This window comes from Agreia bicolorata (assembly GCF_000938265.1).
Taxonomy (GTDB): domain Bacteria; phylum Actinomycetota; class Actinomycetes; order Actinomycetales; family Microbacteriaceae; genus Agreia; species Agreia bicolorata.
Map to the genome: position 1 here is coordinate 266,736 of NZ_JYFC01000006.1, position 16,759 is coordinate 283,494.

General features: G+C 64.8%; 18 protein-coding genes and 1 tRNA gene. 13 read left to right on the top strand and 6 right to left on the bottom strand.

Annotated elements, in window-relative coordinates; genetic code table 11:
- Window positions 1-69 precede the first annotated feature (69 nt).
- The 4 genes from chvE to TZ00_RS14490 all read left to right on the top strand — a co-directional run bounded on the left by chvE (window position 70) and on the right by TZ00_RS14490 (window position 5,551).
- On the top strand, window positions 70-1,203 hold the full coding sequence (gene chvE, locus TZ00_RS14475) for a multiple monosaccharide ABC transporter substrate-binding protein (RefSeq protein ID WP_044442681.1): 1,134 nt from the start codon (window positions 70-72) through the stop codon (window positions 1,201-1,203).
- A 131-nt stretch (window positions 1,204-1,334) separates the two neighbouring features.
- Complete coding sequence (gene mmsA / locus TZ00_RS14480) at window positions 1,335-2,882, top strand: multiple monosaccharide ABC transporter ATP-binding protein (RefSeq protein ID WP_044442682.1); 1,548 nt, start codon at window positions 1,335-1,337, stop codon at window positions 2,880-2,882.
- 33 nt (window positions 2,883-2,915) lie between these two features.
- On the top strand, window positions 2,916-4,157 hold the full coding sequence (mmsB, locus tag TZ00_RS14485; RefSeq protein ID WP_044442683.1) for a multiple monosaccharide ABC transporter permease: 1,242 nt from the start codon (window positions 2,916-2,918) through the stop codon (window positions 4,155-4,157).
- 50 nt (window positions 4,158-4,207) lie between these two features.
- Complete coding sequence (locus tag TZ00_RS14490; protein ID WP_044442684.1) at window positions 4,208-5,551, top strand: sugar ABC transporter ATP-binding protein; 1,344 nt, start codon at window positions 4,208-4,210, stop codon at window positions 5,549-5,551.
- Between the two features lie 72 nt (window positions 5,552-5,623).
- On the opposite strand, the gene TZ00_RS14495 is transcribed toward TZ00_RS14490, so the two are convergent.
- Window positions 5,624-6,205, bottom strand: a complete 582-nt coding sequence (locus tag TZ00_RS14495; protein WP_044442685.1) for a histidine phosphatase family protein — start codon at window positions 6,203-6,205, stop codon at window positions 5,624-5,626.
- Between the two features lie 197 nt (window positions 6,206-6,402).
- On the opposite strand from TZ00_RS14495, the gene TZ00_RS14500 reads away from it, so the two are divergent.
- Window positions 6,403-6,684, top strand: coding sequence for a hypothetical protein (locus TZ00_RS14500; protein ID WP_044442687.1), 282 nt, complete (start codon window positions 6,403-6,405; stop codon window positions 6,682-6,684).
- Between the two features lie 3 nt (window positions 6,685-6,687).
- On the opposite strand, the gene TZ00_RS14505 is transcribed toward TZ00_RS14500, so the two are convergent.
- Window positions 6,688-7,203 carry a MarR family winged helix-turn-helix transcriptional regulator gene (locus TZ00_RS14505; RefSeq protein WP_052521611.1) on the bottom strand — a complete coding sequence of 172 codons (516 nt, stop codon included), beginning with the start codon at window positions 7,201-7,203 and terminating at the stop codon, window positions 6,688-6,690.
- Between the two features lie 100 nt (window positions 7,204-7,303).
- Here TZ00_RS14505 and TZ00_RS14510 point away from each other — a divergent pair, with 100 nt between their 5' ends.
- Window positions 7,304-7,654: a DoxX family protein gene (locus TZ00_RS14510; RefSeq protein WP_044442689.1), complete on the top strand. Its 351-nt coding sequence runs from the start codon at window positions 7,304-7,306 to the stop codon at window positions 7,652-7,654.
- Window positions 7,655-7,671: 17 nt separating this feature from the next.
- Here the strand turns inward: TZ00_RS14510 and TZ00_RS14515 are convergent, their stop codons facing one another.
- The gene (locus tag TZ00_RS14515; protein ID WP_044442691.1) at window positions 7,672-8,874 is read right to left on the bottom strand and encodes a pyridoxal phosphate-dependent aminotransferase; all 1,203 of its coding nucleotides are present in this window, start codon (window positions 8,872-8,874) and stop codon (window positions 7,672-7,674) included.
- Window positions 8,875-8,997: 123 nt separating this feature from the next.
- On the opposite strand from TZ00_RS14515, the gene TZ00_RS14520 reads away from it, so the two are divergent.
- On the top strand, window positions 8,998-10,122 hold the full coding sequence (locus TZ00_RS14520; RefSeq protein ID WP_078713224.1) for a diacylglycerol/lipid kinase family protein: 1,125 nt from the start codon (window positions 8,998-9,000) through the stop codon (window positions 10,120-10,122).
- Between the two features lie 63 nt (window positions 10,123-10,185).
- Here TZ00_RS14520 and TZ00_RS14525 read toward each other — a convergent pair whose 3' ends face one another.
- From TZ00_RS14525 to rfbB, 3 genes are read right to left on the bottom strand one after another with little or no spacing between them, the layout of a single operon-like run.
- Window positions 10,186-10,944, bottom strand: coding sequence for an HAD-IIB family hydrolase (locus tag TZ00_RS14525; protein ID WP_044442693.1), 759 nt, complete (start codon window positions 10,942-10,944; stop codon window positions 10,186-10,188).
- Window positions 10,945-10,991: 47 nt separating this feature from the next.
- Window positions 10,992-11,687 (bottom strand): HAD-IA family hydrolase, encoded by a 696-nt coding sequence (locus TZ00_RS14530; protein ID WP_044442695.1) that lies wholly within the window; start codon window positions 11,685-11,687, stop codon window positions 10,992-10,994.
- Window positions 11,688-12,686, bottom strand: a complete 999-nt coding sequence (gene rfbB / locus TZ00_RS14535; RefSeq protein ID WP_044442807.1) for a dTDP-glucose 4,6-dehydratase — start codon at window positions 12,684-12,686, stop codon at window positions 11,688-11,690.
- Between the two features lie 209 nt (window positions 12,687-12,895).
- Between rfbB and TZ00_RS14540 the strand changes: the two genes are divergently transcribed.
- The 6 genes from TZ00_RS14540 to TZ00_RS14565 all read left to right on the top strand — a co-directional run bounded on the left by TZ00_RS14540 (window position 12,896) and on the right by TZ00_RS14565 (window position 16,563).
- Window positions 12,896-12,968, top strand: a tRNA-Trp gene (locus tag TZ00_RS14540).
- A gap of 90 nt (window positions 12,969-13,058) precedes the next feature.
- The gene (secE, locus tag TZ00_RS14545) at window positions 13,059-13,331 is read left to right on the top strand and encodes a preprotein translocase subunit SecE (protein WP_044442696.1); all 273 of its coding nucleotides are present in this window, start codon (window positions 13,059-13,061) and stop codon (window positions 13,329-13,331) included.
- A 135-nt stretch (window positions 13,332-13,466) separates the two neighbouring features.
- The gene (gene nusG / locus TZ00_RS14550; protein ID WP_044442697.1) at window positions 13,467-14,462 is read left to right on the top strand and encodes a transcription termination/antitermination protein NusG; all 996 of its coding nucleotides are present in this window, start codon (window positions 13,467-13,469) and stop codon (window positions 14,460-14,462) included.
- Between the two features lie 200 nt (window positions 14,463-14,662).
- Window positions 14,663-15,094, top strand: coding sequence for a 50S ribosomal protein L11 (gene rplK / locus TZ00_RS14555; protein WP_044442698.1), 432 nt, complete (start codon window positions 14,663-14,665; stop codon window positions 15,092-15,094).
- 141 nt (window positions 15,095-15,235) lie between these two features.
- Window positions 15,236-15,925, top strand: a complete 690-nt coding sequence (gene rplA / locus TZ00_RS14560) for a 50S ribosomal protein L1 (RefSeq protein ID WP_044442700.1) — start codon at window positions 15,236-15,238, stop codon at window positions 15,923-15,925.
- Between the two features lie 107 nt (window positions 15,926-16,032).
- Window positions 16,033-16,563 carry a GNAT family N-acetyltransferase gene (locus TZ00_RS14565; RefSeq protein WP_044442702.1) on the top strand — a complete coding sequence of 177 codons (531 nt, stop codon included), beginning with the start codon at window positions 16,033-16,035 and terminating at the stop codon, window positions 16,561-16,563.
- Window positions 16,564-16,759 lie beyond the last annotated feature (196 nt).

Sequence of the window (16,759 nt, forward strand, 5' to 3'; positions counted from 1 at the left end):
GGGACGAGGCCGGTTCGTGCACCACTGCAGACAACGACGTCCACTGCACATTCGAAAGGAATTCACACAGTGAAAATCAAAACCCTCCTCGCCGGCGTCGCCGCCGGCGCGATGATCATCGGCCTCTCGGCCTGCTCCTCCGGAGCCGGGGGCGGCGACAGCACCTCCGCAGCCAAGGGCGACGGCGGCCTCGTCGGCGTCGCGATGCCGACCAAGTCGAGCGAGCGTTGGATCCAGGACGGCGACGCCGTCAAGAAGCAGCTGGAAGACGCCGGCTACAAGGTCGACCTCCAGTACGCAGAAGACGACATCCCTACCCAGGTCTCCCAGATCGAGAACATGATCACCAAGGGTGCAGAGGCCCTGATCGTCGCCTCGATCGACGGCACCACGCTCACCAGCGTGCTGCAGGACGCCAAGGACGCGAAGATCCCGGTCATCGCCTACGACCGCCTGATCCGCGACACCGAGAACGTCGACTACTACGCCTCGTTCGATAACTTCAAGGTTGGCCAGCAGCAGGCCTGGTCGCTTCTGAACGGTCTCGGTCTCACCGAGCTCGACGGAACCGCCAAGTCGGGTGCCCCCGCCGGCCCGTTCAACATCGAGCTGTTCGCCGGTTCGCCCGACGACAACAACGCCACGTTCTTCTTCAACGGCGCCATGGATGTTCTGCAGCCCTACATCGACAAGAAGATCCTCGTCGTCGGCAGTGGCCAGACCGACTTCCAGCAGGTCGCCACTCTCCGTTGGGACGGCGAAGTCGCCCAGAGCCGCATGGAGGACATCCTGACCTCCACGTACTCCGACGGAACGAAGAAGGTCAACGGCGTTCTCTCGCCCTACGACGGTCTCTCGCGAGGCATCATCTCGGCTCTGACCGACGCCGGCTACACGGTGGGTGCCTCATGGCCCATCATCTCCGGCCAGGACTCGGAGCTCGACAGTGTCAAGGCGATCAACGCCGGTGAGCAGTACGCCACCATCTTCAAGGACACCCGCCAGCTCGCCAAGGTTGCGGTCGACATGGCCACCGCCCTGCTGCAGGGCAACACGCCTGAGACGAACAACACGAAGGACTACGACAACGGCAAGAAGGTTGTTCCTTCCTTCCTGCTCGACTCGCAGATCGTTGTGAAAGACAACATCAAGGAGGTCCTGGTCGACTCCGGCTACTGGACCGAAGCTGAGATCACGGGCTAACACCCAAAAGATCCCGGATGTTCCGGGCGCGTGACCTTGACGGGTCGCGCGCCCGGCGCATCCAGTCTCTCGTCGCCGCCTAGGGCGACGTAAATTCCCCCACGAACAACCAGCAAGGAAGCAGATTCGCGATGACGGACAAGGTCGACGCTCCGCTCAACATCCTCGAGATGAGGGGAATCACCAAGACGTTCCCCGGCGTCAAGGCGCTGCAAGATGTGACCATCGAGGTCGGCCGTGGCCAGGTTCACGCCATCTGCGGCGAGAACGGCGCCGGCAAGTCGACGCTGATGAAGGTGCTCTCGGGTGTCTACCCGTTCGGCACCTACGAGGGCGACATCGTCTTCGAGAACAAGGTCGTCGAGTTCAAAGACATCCGCGATTCCGAGGCCGAGGGCATCGTGATCATTCACCAGGAGCTGGCGCTCAGCCCGTTCCTGTCGATCGCGGAGAACATCTTTCTCAACAACGAACAGCGCGGCGGCCTCGGGCTGATCGACTGGAACAAGACCAACGCCGAGGCGGCAAAGCTGCTGGCCCGCGTGGGTCTGCGCGAGAACCCGACGACCAAGATCATGGACATCGGTGTCGGAAAGCAGCAGCTCGTCGAGATCGCCAAGGCGCTCTCCAAGCGAGTCAAGCTGCTCATCCTCGACGAGCCCACTGCGGCCCTCAACGACGAAGACAGCGACCACCTGCTGAACCTGATCCTGCATCTCAAAGAGCAGGGCATCACGGCCATCATCATCAGCCACAAGCTCAACGAGATCAAGAAGGTCGCTGACTCTGTCACGGTCATCCGCGACGGCAAGACCATCGAGACGATCAGCAAGAACGACGTCACCGAAGAGCGCATCATCAAAGACATGGTGGGGCGCGACCTCGAGAACCGCTACCCCGATCACACGCCGCACATCGGCGATGAGATCTTGCGCGTAGAAGACTGGACAGCCCACCACCCCCAAGACGTGAGCCGTGTCGTGGTCGATAACGTCAACATCAACGTGCGCCGTGGCGAGATCGTCGGCATCGCCGGACTCATGGGCGCTGGGCGCACCGAGTTCGCCATGAGTCTCTTCGGGCGCAGCTACGGCTCGAAGATCTCGGGCCGCGTGTTCAAGAACGGCGTCGAGATCAAGACCCGCACGGTGTCTGAGGCCATCGCGAACGGACTGGCCTACGCCACCGAAGACCGCAAGACCTACGGCCTCAACCTCATCGACGACATCAAGCGCAACATCTCGATGGCGGCGCTGAAGAAGCTCGAGAAGCTCGGCCTCGTCAACGACGGCCAGGAGTGGACCGTCGCCAACGAGTACCGCAAGAGCATGAACATCAAGTCTCCGACCGTGCTGGCGAAGACCGGCAAGCTGTCGGGCGGAAACCAGCAGAAGGTCGTTCTGTCGAAGTGGATCTACTCCGATCCCGACGTGCTCATTCTCGACGAGCCCACGCGTGGAATCGACGTGGGCGCCAAGTACGAGATCTACAGCATCATCAACAAGCTGGCGGCAGAGGGCAAGGGTGTCATCGTGATCTCGAGCGAGCTGCCCGAGCTGCTCGGCATCTGCGACCGCATCTACGCCCTCTCCGAGGGCCGCATCACCGGCGAACTGCCGATCGAAGAAGCGAGCCCTGAGGCTCTGCTCAAACTCATGACCATGGAAAAGGCCCGCTAGCGCTCGCGCTGGTGGATATAGGAGCACAAAGACATGTCTAACCTCGAGACCAAGCCCGCCGACGGCGTCGCGGCCGGCAGCCAGGTGAATCCCGTGGAGAACAGCTTCACCAACAGGTTCAGCCACATCCTCTCCGACCTGGGCAAGAACGGCATCTTCCTCGCCCTGATCCTGGTGGTGGTGCTGTTCAGCATCCTTACCAACGGCATCCTTCTGCGGCCCCAGAACATCTCGAACCTGATCGTTCAGAACGGCTACATCCTCGTTCTCGCGATCGGCATGGTGATGGTCATCATCGCCGGCCACATCGACCTCTCCGTGGGATCGGTCGCGGCCTTCGTGGGAGCCGTCTCCGGCGTCTTCGCGGTGCAATGGGGGCTTCCCTGGTGGCTGTCGATCCTCCTGTCGCTGCTGGTCGGTGCCCTCGTGGGTGTCTGGCAGGGCTTCTGGATCGCCTTTGTAGGTATACCCGCGTTCATCGTGACGCTAGCGGGCATGCTCATCTTCCGTGGACTCGCACTGGTCGTTCTCGGAAACGCCAACATCGGATCGTTCCCCGACGAGTACCGCGCACTCGGAAACGGCTTCCTCAGCAACGTCTTCGGCGAACTCGAGCTCGATCCTCTGACTCTCGGTGTCGCCGCGATCGCCATCATCGCGCTGTTCGTGCAGCAGTTCCGCACCCGCAAGGGCCGCGCGAGCTACGGCCAGGCCGTCGAGCCGATCGTCTGGTTCATCGCCAAGCTCGTGCTCATCACGGTGGCCATCGGCTTCTTCGCCTACGCGCTGGCAAGCTACAAGGGCATCCCGATCACCCTGATCGTTCTCGCCGTGCTGGTTCTCGTCTACGGCATCGTGATGAACCGCTCGGTCTTCGGACGCCACATCTATGCCATCGGTGGAAACCTGCACGCGGCGGAGCTCTCGGGCATCAAGACCCGCAACGTCACGTTCTGGCTGTTCGTCAACATGGGCTTCCTCGCCGCGCTCGCCGGCCTCATCTTCACCGCGCGACTCAACCTCGCCGGTCCGAAGGCCGGTGACGGCTTCGAGCTCGAGGCCATCTCCGCAGCCTTCATCGGTGGAGCCGCGGTTCAGGGTGGTGTCGGAACGATCGGTGGCGCCATCATCGGTGGTCTGATCATCGGTGTGCTCAACAACGGTATGTCGATCATGGGCATCGGCATCGAGTGGCAGCAGGCCGTCAAGGGCCTCGTGCTGCTGTTCGCCGTCGCCTTCGACGTCTACAACAAGCGTCGCTCCGGAGGTCGCTGATCTCCGAAGAGCTCAGCCCGAGCCCGGGCGAGATCCACGTCGTTCTCGGCGTGGACTCGCCCGGGCTCGACGCCGTTCTTGCGCAGGCCGTAGGCGCGGTTCCATTCGCGCACGTGCGCAGGATGCCGTCGCTCACCGCCACCCTCGACCTGGCCGATAATGTGTTTCTCGGCATCGAGCCGCGACGCCGCTTCTTCGGTCTGCCCGGCATCGTCGACCGCGCCGCGATGCGCACGCAGGCCACTGCGCTGCTGCGCCGAGTCGACGTCTACACGCCGCTTCCCACACTCGCCTCCCGACTCGACGACGCCTCCCGCGTTCTCGTCGAGGCGGCCAGGGCGCTCGCCCACGGAGCGACCGTTCTCGCCTTCACGGAGCCCACGGCCGGGCTGACCGCAGCCGGCGCTGAGCGGGTGGCCCAGGTGCTGCGTCGTCTCGCGAACGAGGGACTCGCCGTGGTGGTCGCATCCCAGCGCCCGAGCCTCGCTATCGAACTCGGTGACGCGGTCTCGGTGCTGTCGTCAGGGTCGATCGTGCCCGTGCTGCGGCCCGGCGACAGCGGGGTGGATGCCCGTGGCCGGCTGCTCGAGGCGATGGCCGGGGGAGCGCCGGGCCCGGCAGCGACGGGCCCCACGCCACGCGACCGGGCGGCGGAGTCGCCATCCGGAGCCGTCGTCGAGATCGTCGACTGGAGCACCAATGACGAGTTCGACCGCGAGACGCCGGTGGTCATTGACGCCTCTCTGAGCGCCGCCGCCGGAGAGATCGTCGGGGTGGCCGGGCTCGGGGGCTCCGGACGCAACGAGCTGCTGCTGAGCGTCTTCGGGCGAACCGCAGGAACTGTGCCCTCGGGGGCTGTGCTGATCGATGGTCTACCCGTCGACACGAGCACCACGATGGCCGCGATAGAGCACGGCATCTTCGCGATCGTGACCGTGCAGCCCAAGTATCGGGTGCGCATCGTCGGGGGCATCTCGGCTCCTGCGACGCCGTCGATGCTGCCCGCGCTGGTGAAGGCGGGGGTGGTGACGCGCGAAGACGAGACGAGGTCGACGCCCGGAGCTCGTGCTCTCGATGCCGTGCGCATGCGCGGACGTGACGACGAGTGGGTGCGCATCCGCAGTCTGCTCGAACTGTTTCCGGAGTCGCAGCACCGCGTGCTGCTGCTCGTCGAACCCACGCGCGATCTCGATCACGAGAGGCGCGCCGAGGTATGGCGACTGCTGAGGGTGATCGCCGACGCCGGCAAAGCCGTGATCGTGACATCGGCCGATCCCGACGAGCTGCTCGCGATCAGCGACCGCGTTGTGGCGATGGCCGGAGGGCGCGTTGTCGGCGAAGTAGGGCGCGGAGAGTCGTTTCTTGAGCTGCTCACGCTGGTGGCGCCGCTCTAATTCAGGAAGAACCGGCCGAAAACGAGCTTTTCGTACGCCGCTGGGCGGTTCTGCCTGAGTTGTAGCGCGCCCCTAGGCGCGAACGTCGACGGCGGGGCTGCCGTTGACGCTCAGCACGCGCCACGCGCCGTCTGTCCACTCGATTTCGTTGATCGCCGCGTTGTGAATGTGCGGAATCTCCTCGCCGAGGATCTCGGAGAGCACGAAGCGGATGATCGTGCCGTGGCAGACCGCGGCGACCGTCGCATGCGGCCCGTCGAGAGGCAGTCGCGTGTCGCGGATCTCGGCGATTGCACGCATGCCGCGGGCGGTGACCGACTCGCGAGGCTCGATGTCGGGGAACTCGGCGTTGGGCTCGTCGGGAATGTGCTCGGTCGGGACCGCTCCTTCGCGGCTGGCGTAGTCTCGCTCGATGAGGTCGTCGTAGGTGGCGCCCAGGTCGATGTCGAGGATCTCGGCGATGATGCGCGCGGTATCTCTGGCGCGCATCAGGGGAGACGAGACGATCGCCGAGAGGCCCTGGTCGGCGAGCACGGCGGCAGCCTCGACGGCCTGGGCGCGCCCGGTGTCGTTCAACGGAATATCGGTGGAGCCCTGCAGGCGGCCGTCGCGATTCCAGTCGGTCTGGCCGTGGCGGATGAGTTCGATGCGCATGGAGAAAGGGCTTTCGTCGAGAGTGTGGGAGGGGATTTTCGAAGACAGGTCGAGACCCCGGAGTCAATCGTAGAACGTGGCCAGAGGCTGCGCCCGGGAGGGCGATATTCTGCACATCTGTTCGGGCCGTTGAGCCGCGGTTTGACGGGGGCGAAACGTCGGCTTGCGCGTTAACTTTGACCTGAGAGAATGCACCCATGACGAAGAAGATCACCACGGCGCTGGCCGAACTCATCAAGGCGTTGGGCAAGCACGCGGAGATCGCTGCGACCCCCGATGCCTCGGTCTCGAAGACCGAGCGGGCGACCGTTCGTGTTCAGAAGGCGGCCACCGCTTACCTGTCTGCATTGCCGGCTAAGAAGCGCATGGCGAACCCTTTTCTCGGGGTTGTGGATGACCGGATCGACGACAACCTGCGGGCGACTCTCGAGGCCGAGCGGGCCGCGATGTCGAGCAAAGAGAAGACGTCGTCCAAGTAGCTTTTATGTCGAGGGTGCGCTCGCGATAGCCCACAGCGCTGAGCGCAGGGCGCGCTGCTCTGCCTCGGGCACGTCGCTGAGGCGGGCGGCGATGGCCGCATCGCGGTCGAGGGTGACTCGCACAAAGATCGCGCGGCCCGCCTCGGTCGCCACCGGAATGCGCACCCGTCTGTCGGTCGACGACGAACTCCGCACGATGAACCCGTGTTTGTCGAGCCTGTCGAGCACCGAGACGAGGGTGGTTTTGTCGATCCTGAGCTGACGGGCGATCTCGAGCTGCGTGCGCGGGATGCCGTCGGTCACCACCGAGAGCACGAGCCAGTCGCGCAGGTCGGCCAAACCGGCGGCCTTGGCGACACTGTCGAAATCAGCGCGCAGAACATCGGCTGCTCGATGCATAAGCCACGTGAGGTCTGCCGTCTCGAGGGTGCTGGTCGACGAGAACGCGCTCGAGGTCAGTGCTGAGGCATCGAGAGAATCGCACGCATCAGTCGTGATCTGGGGCGACTCGGAAGACATGCCCCCAGAGTACGGGCTGCGGAAGAGTTCGTCCAGAATGAGATCGTCTTGCCTCGGATGATCTGGTGTCGTACAGTTGGCACGACCCTAGGAGAAAATCATGTTCGTCGCATCCATCATCGTGTCTGCCCTGCTCGCTATCGCGGTGGGCGGCTCGGGCTATAACAAGCTCATCAAGAACGAGACCATCTTGAAGGGCATGGACGTGGTGCGGGTTCCCCGCGACAGGGTCTGGATGCTCGGGGTGCTTGAGGTCGCCGCAGCGCTTGGCCTCGTGGTTGGCATCTTCTGGTGGCCGATCGGCGTCGCCGCGGCCATCGGAGTGATCGTCTACTTCGTGGGCGCGGTCATTGCGCACCTGCGCGTGTCCGACACCAAGGGCGTTGGCGCTCCGGCGGTTCTGCTGCTCGTGGGCGTTGCCGCGCTCGTGCTGCGCCTGCTGAGCGTCTAGGCCGAGACCCCGCCGGGCTAGACCGCGAAGAGCTTCTGCAGCCGCGCGACTCCCTCTGCGAGAGCCTCGTCGCCCAAGGCGTACGACAGGCGCAGGAACCCGCTGGGGCCGAACGCCTCGCCCGGAACCGCGGCCACCTCGGCCTGGTCGAGAATCAGGTCGGCGAGCTCGAGCGAGGTCGTCGGCGTGACGCCTCCCCACGATCGGCCGAGCAGCCCGGTGACGTCGGGGTACACGTAGAAGGCGCCCTCGGGCGTGGGGCACACGATGCCGTCGATGGCATTCAGCCCGGCGACGATGGCCTTGCGACGGCGGTCGAACGCCAGCCGCATCTCTTCGACCGCGTCCTGCGGGCCGGTGAGCGCCTCGATCGCCGCCCTCTGCGACACGTTGGACACGTTGCTCGACAGGTGTGACTGCAGGTTTGCGGCGCCCTTGATGGCGTCGGCGGGGCCGACCATCCAGCCGAGCCGCCATCCGGTCATGGCATACGTCTTGGCGACGCCGTTGACCAGGATCGTGCGGTCGGCCAGAGCCGGCACAGCCTCGACGATCGACACGGCGCGAACGCCGTCGTAGGTGAGGTTCTGGTAGATCTCGTCGCTGATGACCCACAGTCCGTGCTCGTCGGCCCACTCGCCGATCGCCTTCGTCTGCTCGGGCGAGTACACGGCGCCGGTGGGGTTCGACGGCGACACGAACAGCAGCACCTTGGTGCGCTCGGTGCGCGCGGCCTCGAGCTGCTCGACGGTCACGAGGTAGTTCTGGTCGCTGCCCGCGAAGACGTCGACGGGAACACCGCCCGCGAGTCGGATGGCCTCGGGATAGGTCGTCCAATACGGGGTGGGCACGAGCACCTCGTCGCCCGGATCGAGCAGCGTGGCGAAGCTCTGGTAGACGGCCTGCTTGCCGCCGTTGGTGACGATGACCTGGGCAGGCGAGACCGTGAGGCCCGAGTCGCGCAGCGTCTTGGCCGCGATGGCCTCGCGCAGCTCGGGCAGGCCGGCCGCGGGGGTGTACCTGTAGTTCTTGGGATCGAGCACCGCGCGCGACGCCGCCTCGACGATGTGGGCAGGTGTGGCGAAGTCGGGCTCGCCCGCCGCATAGCTGATGACAGGGCGGCCCTGGGCCTGAAGCGCCTTGGCCTTGCTGTCGACCTTGAGAGTCGCCGATTCGGCGATGGATGCGATGCGGTGCGAGATACGGGTGGGTTCGGTCACGAGAGTCAAGCCTAGCGGGAGGGCGTGTGAATCGACCGGAGAGTTTAGGGCCTCGGCATGGCTTTGTGCATCGGGTCGGCCACGGATGCCCTGGATCTACCAGCCGCCCATACCCTTGACTGTATGAGCGAAAACCAGCCCACCGCATCCGACAATCAGAAGCCTGTCGCCGCCGTCGTCTACAACCCAGTCAAGGTCGATGTCGACGCCCTTCGCGCCTCTGTCGAGCGGCACGAGAGCCCGAACGGCTGGGGTGAGACGCTCTGGTTCGAGACGAGCGTTGAAGATCCCGGCCAGGGCGTCACGAAAAAAGCTCTGGATGCCGGCGCCTCGATGGTTCTCGCGGCCGGCGGTGACGGAACGGTGCGGTCGGTCGCGGAGGCCGTGCACGGCAGCGACGCATCGCTCGCGTTGCTTCCGAGCGGAACGGGCAATCTTCTTGCCCGCAACCTGGACCTGACGCTCAACGACCTCGACCACGCCGTGCAGACGGCGTTCTCGGGCGACGACCGGGCCATCGACGTGGGGCTCATCCAGGTGCGCCGCGAGGACTCCTCGGTCGAGAAATTCGCGTTCGTCGTGATGGCGGGCCTCGGCATCGACGCGACGATGATCGCCAACACCGACGACGAGCTCAAGAAGCGGGTGGGCTGGCTCGCCTACGTGAGCGCCATCGCCAAGGCGCTGCGCGACAAGAACGAACTGCGTATGCGCTACAACCTCGACAGGCAGGGCAACCATTCGGTTCGCGCGCACACGATCATCATCGGCAACTGCGGATCGCTGCCGGCCAACATCCTGCTTCTTCCCGAGGCCGCGGTCGACGACGGACTCTTCGACATCGTGATGCTGCGCCCGAAGGGTGTCGTGGGCTGGGTGCAGATCATCGTGAAGATCGTCTGGGAGAACGGGGTGCTGCGCCGAACCGCCGTGGGTCGCCGCCTGGCGGGGCTGTCAAAAGAGGTGCGCGCGCTCAACTACGTGAAGGGCAAGGAGCTCGTCGTGAAGCTCGATCGCGCCCACGACATCGAGCTCGACGGCGACGGCTTCGGCACTGCGATCGCGTTCCGCACCTGGGTCGACGCCGGAGCGCTGCGCGTGCGCATCCCGGCCGAGGTCACCCTCGAGGAGCAGCAGCCCGAAGACGAGCCTGAAGAGACCAAGCTGCCCGGCGAGCGCATCGACGAGGGTGCCGATGCCGAGTCGGATCTCTTTGCGGAGTCGGGCGAAGAGCCCCCGTCGAGCTGAGCCGCCCGTTCGTCGAGCCTGTCGAGACGCATCCCTTCGACAGGCTCAGGGAGCGAGGTCGCTCTATAGGGTCGGAATGAGCTCGTCGAGGAACTCGGCCGTGTCGTGCCAGCCCTCGACCGCGTGGCACTCGACGCCGAGCGCCTTCACCGGGTAGTCGTTGCCGTCGGGGTCGAGGCGGTCGCCCACGAAGAGCATGTCGTCGAGCGGAATGCCCGTGAGCTCGGCCAGACGGGTCATGCCATAGGCCTTGTCGATGCCCTGCCGCGTGATGTCGACGGAGGTCGAGCCCCCGCTGCGCACCTCGAGGTCGGGCAGTAGCGCCTGGGCCGCCTCGCGAAGTGTGTTCTTCTTCACACCGTCGGCATCCCAAGCGGCCTTCGCGGCGACCGGCGCACCCTGGCCGAGTGCCGAGAAGGTGATCTGCGATCCGCGGTCTTCGAGAATCGGGCCCCAGGTCTCCGACTCCCAGTAGCCGAGCCGACGTGCCTCGCCCTCGACGGCGGCGAGCGCGCGCTGCTTCTCATCGTCGGTGAGGTTCTGTGCGTACACCTGGTTCCAGGTGCCGCCCTCGAAGCGGTAGTACTGAGTGCCGCACGTCGGCATGAGGTGCAGCTTCTCGAGCGCCTCAGGGCTCGCGCTGGTGAGCCTATCGATCACCTGAGCGGTGAACTGCCCGTACTGTCCGCCCGAGATGATGCACACCTCGACCCGGTCGAGCAGCGTCACCAGAAGATCGGCCATGCGCGGGTCGATGGCCGTCTTCGACGGGGCGAGCGTGTCGTCGAGGTCGAAGGCGACGAGGCGGGGAGTCGAGGTCATGGCTGTCCGTTCTGCACAGATCGCGAAAGTCGCGGGGCGCGTCGATTCTAGAGGGGCAGGGCGATGGTGAAACTCAGCCGCCGGTCGTCGGCGTGATCGGTGGGCTCGTGCAGGGTGACCGACACGTCGCGATAGTCCCGGATGCGCGGCAGGCCGCGCGTGATCTCGCTCTCGTGCGAGCCGACCACGACGGTGCGCATGCCCGCAGCGAGACCCGCCGCGATGCCGGCCTCGGCATCCTCGAACACGATCGCGTCTGCCGGGTCGACGCCGAGCTGCGACGCGGCCATGAGGTAGCCGTCGGGCGCGGGCTTGCCGTGCCCGACGTCGGCCGCTGTCACAACGACGCCGGGCGTCGGTACGTCGGCGATCTCGAGTCGGCGCAGCGCAAGCGCGCGCCTGGCCGAGGTAACAAGAGCAATGGATGCCGCGGGCAGGCTCTCGACGAACGCGCGGGCCCCCGGAACGGGCACGATGCCGTCGACCGCCGCGAGCTCGAGGTCGAAGAGCCGGTCGGCGCCACGGGCCACGTCGAAGCCGGCGGGCCCGTGGCGGAGCATGGTGTCTTCGGCCCGCACGCCGTGGCCTGTGGCGATGATCGCCTGCGCATCCATGCCGTTCTCGGCGGCGAATGCGCTCCAGACCTGCTCGACCACCGCGGTCGAGTCGACGAGAGTGCCATCCATGTCGAACAGCACCGCGCGAGCGGTGAGGCTCGTTGTGCCAGCGTCGACCGTGGTCACCTACTGGCCCTGGAGCTGGTACTTCGCCTCGGTCTCGGCCTTCTGCGGCTTCCACCAGTTCTCGTTGTCGCGGTACCAGGCCACGGTCGATGCCAGGCCCGACTCGAAGTCGGAGTACTGCGGAACCCAGCCGAGCTGCGTGCGCAGCTTGGTGGAGTCGATCGCGTAGCGCAGGTCGTGCCCGGGGCGGTCGATCACGTGGTCGTAGGCGTCTGACGGCTGACCGAGGGTCTCGAGGATGAGTTCGACGACCTGCTTGTTGTTCTTCTCGCCGTCGGCGCCGACGAGGTAGGTCTCGCCGATCTCGCCCTTGTCGATGATGGTGAGCACGGCCGACGAGTGGTCGTTGGCGTGGATCCAGTCGCGCACGTTCTCGCCGGCTCCATAGAGCTTGGGGCGCTCGCCCGTGAGCACGTTCGTGATCTGGCGGGGAATGAACTTCTCGACATGCTGGTAGGGGCCGTAGTTGTTCGAGCAGTTCGAGATCGTGGCGCGAAGGCCGAAGGAGCGAACCCAGGCGCGCACAAGCAGGTCGCTGCCGGCCTTGGTCGAGGAATACGGGCTCGACGGGTTGTATGGAGTCTGCTCGGTGAAGCGCTCCGGGTCGTCGAGCTCGAGGTCGCCGTAGACCTCGTCGGTCGAGATGTGGTGGAAGCGCACGTCGTGCTTGCGGGCCGCCTCGATCAGCGTGAAGGTGCCGATGATGTTCGTGTCGAGGAACGGACGCGGGTCGTGCAGTGAGTTGTCGTTGTGACTCTCGGCCGCGTAGTGCACGACGACGTCGGCGTCTTCGACGAGGCCGTCGACCAGGGCTGCGTCGGCGATGTCGCCCTTGACGAAGGTGAAGCGTTCTGGGTCGAGCCCGTCGAGCGAGGCGAGGTTGCCGGCGTAGGTGAGTTTGTCGAGCACCGTGACGTGGTCATCGGTGTTCTCGAGCACGTAGTGCACGAAGTTCGAACCGATGAAACCGGCCCCACCGGTAACGAGAAGCTTGCGCACGTAGATCTCCTGAAAGTCGAGGAAAAGAATCACCCCATAGTAACCGGGGCCCGATGCCGGTATCAGGGAGGGCTGTGGGCGCTGGCTTTACTCTCGTTCTGCTCTCGCCTACACTTGGTCGAGGTAGTTGAAGTCTGCCAAGCTTTTTTATGCCCTTTTTGGGTCTGGGATGGTTTGGCGGGTGACGATTCCCGGGCTTCTCAGCCCGAAGGGTGGTGGCTCAATTGGTAGAGCAGCGGTCTCCAAAACCGCAGGTTGCAGGTTCGAGTCCTGTCCGCCCTGCTGATCGAATCCGGTAGCTCTCGCAGGTTCTGCGAGAGAGAACGGACGAGATTGGGCCGGATGGCCGAATTGTGAAGGGTAACTACTTACGTGGCACGCAAAGTAATCGACGAACCGAGTGAAGAAGTCGTCGAGAGCGCCAAAAAAGAACGGGCTGCTCGCCGCAATCCGTTCGCCCGTATCGTGCTCTTCATCAAGCAGGTCTTCCAAGAGCTCAAGAAGGTCGTCACCCCGACGCGCAAAGAGCTGCTGAGCTACACCGCAGTCGTTCTTGTCTTCGTCATCATCATGATGGCGTTGGTGTCGGGTCTCGACGCAGTGTTCGCCTGGCTTGCACTGATCGTCTTCGGAAACCCGGTCTAAACAAATCAAAACGGGTACACCTGTTCTGTCAGAACAGGTGCGGCCTGAGCGGTAGTACGGGCTGGGCATCCGCAGAGCGGTGACCGAAGGCCTCATGCGCGGTGCGCAATCATCAACGAATTGGAACGGATTTACGTGGCAGAGTCAGAGCGCGACGACGTCGAAATCGTCGCAGCCGAAGAGAAGTCAGCCGAGACCACGGCGGTGCGTGAAGCGCCCGCCGACCTCGACGCCCTCCTCGACGCGATCGACGCGAATCCAGACCCCGAGGCCGACGCCATCGTCGATGACGCCCTCGACATCAGCGACGCAGACGAGGCCGCCGCGGCTATCGACGTGCTCGATGACCCCGACGCCGCCACGGTGCTCGACGAAGACGGCGACGACATCGCCACGGCGGTCGCCGAAGCCGAGGCCGAGGCTGCTGGTGTCGATGCGGCCAGCCAGCCCGACGCATCCGACGCCGAGACCGCCGACGGCGCGTCGACCGACGAGGCCGAGCCGGCCGAGGTTGACCCCTACGAGGCATTCCGCAAAGAACTCCGCACTCTGCCGGGCAAGTGGTACGTCATCCACTCCTACGCCGGCTTCGAGAAGCGCGTGAAGCAGAACATCGAGAGCCGCAAGACCTCGATGGGCATGGAGGACTTCGTCTTCCAGGTCGAGGTTCCGATGGAAGACGTCGTCGAGATCAAGAACGGCCAGCGCAAGCTCGTCACCCGCGTCCGCATTCCCGGCTACGTGCTCGTTCGTATGTTCCTCAACGAAGACAGCTGGTCTGTCGTGCGTCACACGCCCGGTGTCACCGGCTTCGTGGGCAACTCGCACAACCCCACGCCCCTGCGTTTCGAAGAGGCATTCTCGATGCTGCAGTCGCTTGTCGTCGTCGCCGACGTTCCGGTCGCCAAGGCATCGGGTGGCAAGGGCGGCAAGGCCGTCTCCCGCTCGATTCCGGCCGAGGTCGACTTCGAGATCGGCGAGACCATCACCATCAAGGAAGGCTCGTTCGCCGGCCTCCCCGGATCCATCAGCGAGATCAAGCCCGAGAGCGGCAAGCTCACGGTTCTCGTCTCGCTGTTCGAGCGCGAGACTCCGGTCGAGCTCAGCTTCGACCAGGTCACCAAGCTCTAAGAGACGTCAAGTACGTCGAGCCCACCGTTTATCCGGCGGGCTCGATGGCGTTAACGGGCCGCATCGCGTATGCTTGCGGGGTTGTGCTCATTCCGGCGCGCCAGTGGCGTGCTGACGGGGTCGACCACAAACCGCGTTCACCGAACGGCGGGAGAGTTCGCCAATCAGGGCCGACTCGACACAGAAAAGGAAGAGAAATCATGGCACCGAAGAAGAAGGTTACCGGTCTGATCAAGCTTCAGATCAAGGCCGGCGCCGCCAACCCCGCACCGCCCATCGGGCCTGCGCTGGGACAGCACGGCGTCAACATCATGGAGTTCTGCAAGCAGTACAACGCAGCCACCGAAGCTCAGCGCGGAAACGTCATCCCCGTCGAGATCACCGTGTACGAAGACCGTTCGTTCACGTTCATCCTGAAGACGCCCCCGGCAGCAGAGCTCATCAAGAAGGCCGCCGGAGTCGCCAAGGGTTCGGGAACGCCGCACACCGTCAAGGTTGCGAAGCTCACCCAGGCACAGGTTCGCGAGATCGCCGAGACCAAGATGGCTGACCTCAACGCGAATGACATCGACGCAGCGTCGAAGATCATCGCCGGCACCGCCCGCTCCATGGGCATCACGGTCGAGGCGTAACTCCTCGCCTCACCTCGCTGATCGAGTAGGCCGCCCTTCGACAAGCTCAGGGAACGCCGCACGACCAGCACCACTCAGCATCACGTGGGAGAGCCAGCCAGGCTCACGTAAACCACACTCCCAGATTCAGGAGAATCAGTTATGGCAAAGAACTCCAAGGCCTACAAGGCCGCGGCAGCAAAGATCGAAGAGGGCAAGGTCTACTCGCCCACCGAAGCAATGGCTCTGGCTCGCGAGACCGGCTCCGCCAAGTTCGACAGCACCGTCGAGGTCGCCCTCAAGCTCGGCGTCGACCCCCGCAAGGCAGACCAGATGGTCCGCGGCACCGTGATTCTTCCTCACGGCACCGGTAAGACTGCCCGCGTCATCGTCTTCGCAACCGGTCCTGCCGCCGAAGCCGCCATTGCGGCCGGTGCCGACGAGGTCGGTGGCGACGAGCTGATCGAGAAGGTGGCCGCCGGCTACACGAACTTCGACTCGGCCGTCTCGACCCCCGAGCTCATGGGTAAGGTCGGACGCCTCGGTAAGGTGCTCGGCCCCCGTGGTCTTATGCCCAACCCGAAGACCGGCACCGTGACGCCCGACGTCGCCAAGGCCGTCAACGAGATCAAGGGCGGAAAGATCGAGTTCCGCGTCGACAAGCACTCCAACGTGCACTTCGTCGCCGGCAAGGCCTCGTTCACCGAAGACCAGCTCACCGAGAACGTCAAGGCCGCTCTCGAAGAGGTCGTCCGTTTGAAGCCGTCCTCCTCCAAGGGCCGCTACATCCACAAGGGCACGGTCTCCACGACGTTCGGCCCGGGCATCCCGCTCGACGTCAACGCCATCTAGGCTCAGCTTCACCCCGAAAGGGCCGCTCTCGCATTGCGAGGGCGGCCCTTTCTGCATGCCGCCTCGTCGGGCACGAACACGCCGGCGCCGGGCGGTATTCTGGCCGAATGGTTCTTTCTGTGCGGCGTGCCGTCGCATCCGACAGCGGCACACTCGCCGCGGTGGCTGCCGTCACGTTTCCGCTCGCCTGCCCTCCGCACACCACGGACGAGGCGAAGGCTGCGTTCATCGCCACCCATCTCAGCAGATCGAGTTTCGACAGCTACCTCGCCGACCCGGCCCGCGACATCCTGATCGCCGAGCTCGAGGGCGAGGCCGTGGGATACACGATGCTCGTGTTTGCTGAACCGTCAGATCCCGACGTGGCGTCGGCACTGACGGTGACGCCCTCGATCGAGCTCAGCAAGTTCTATGTTCTCGCGGGGCACCACGGGCAGGGCATCGCTGCCGAGCTTATGGCGGAGACGATCGCCGCGTCGCAGCAGCGGGGAGCGGCCGCCGTGTGGCTCGGCGTGAACGAGGAAAATGCGCGGGCGAACCGTTTCTACGAGAAGAACGGCTTCGCCAAGGTCGGCACGAAGCGGTTCCTCGTGGGGGAGAACTACGAAGACGACTACGTGCGCGAGCGCGTGCTGTAGCTGCCCTTCGACAGGCTAACGGGCGAGGATGGCGGAACTCCATATGGCAGACATCGACTCATATTCCGCGTGTGATGTCTCAGGACGTGCCTGACGGTTTATGTCTCAGTGGGGTCTGACGGTTTTTGGGTGGCCAGGAAGCCGCGTGGTTTGCCGTTGGGGATGTAGCTGCCGTCGATAGGTCTCGGGTGGGTGG

Bases quoted from the DNA above. Each gene is read 5' to 3' on its own strand.
- mmsA (WP_044442682.1), top strand. From the start codon at position 1,335: ATGACGGACAAGGTCGACGCTCCGCTCAACATCCTCGAGATGAGGGGA.
- mmsB (WP_044442683.1), top strand. From the start codon at position 2,916: ATGTCTAACCTCGAGACCAAGCCCGCCGACGGCGTCGCGGCCGGCAGC.
- TZ00_RS14495 (WP_044442685.1), bottom strand. From the start codon at position 6,205: ATGCGCATCGAACTCATCCGCCACGGCCAGACCGACTGGAATCGCGAC.
- TZ00_RS14500 (WP_044442687.1), top strand. From the start codon at position 6,403: ATGACGAAGAAGATCACCACGGCGCTGGCCGAACTCATCAAGGCGTTG.
- TZ00_RS14505 (WP_052521611.1), bottom strand. From the start codon at position 7,203: ATGTCTTCCGAGTCGCCCCAGATCACGACTGATGCGTGCGATTCTCTC.
- TZ00_RS14510 (WP_044442689.1), top strand. From the start codon at position 7,304: ATGTTCGTCGCATCCATCATCGTGTCTGCCCTGCTCGCTATCGCGGTG.
- TZ00_RS14520 (WP_078713224.1), top strand. From the start codon at position 8,998: ATGAGCGAAAACCAGCCCACCGCATCCGACAATCAGAAGCCTGTCGCC.
- TZ00_RS14525 (WP_044442693.1), bottom strand. From the start codon at position 10,944: ATGACCTCGACTCCCCGCCTCGTCGCCTTCGACCTCGACGACACGCTC.
- rplK (WP_044442698.1), top strand. From the start codon at position 14,663: ATGGCACCGAAGAAGAAGGTTACCGGTCTGATCAAGCTTCAGATCAAG.
- rplA (WP_044442700.1), top strand. From the start codon at position 15,236: ATGGCAAAGAACTCCAAGGCCTACAAGGCCGCGGCAGCAAAGATCGAA.
- TZ00_RS14565 (WP_044442702.1), top strand. From the start codon at position 16,033: ATGGTTCTTTCTGTGCGGCGTGCCGTCGCATCCGACAGCGGCACACTC.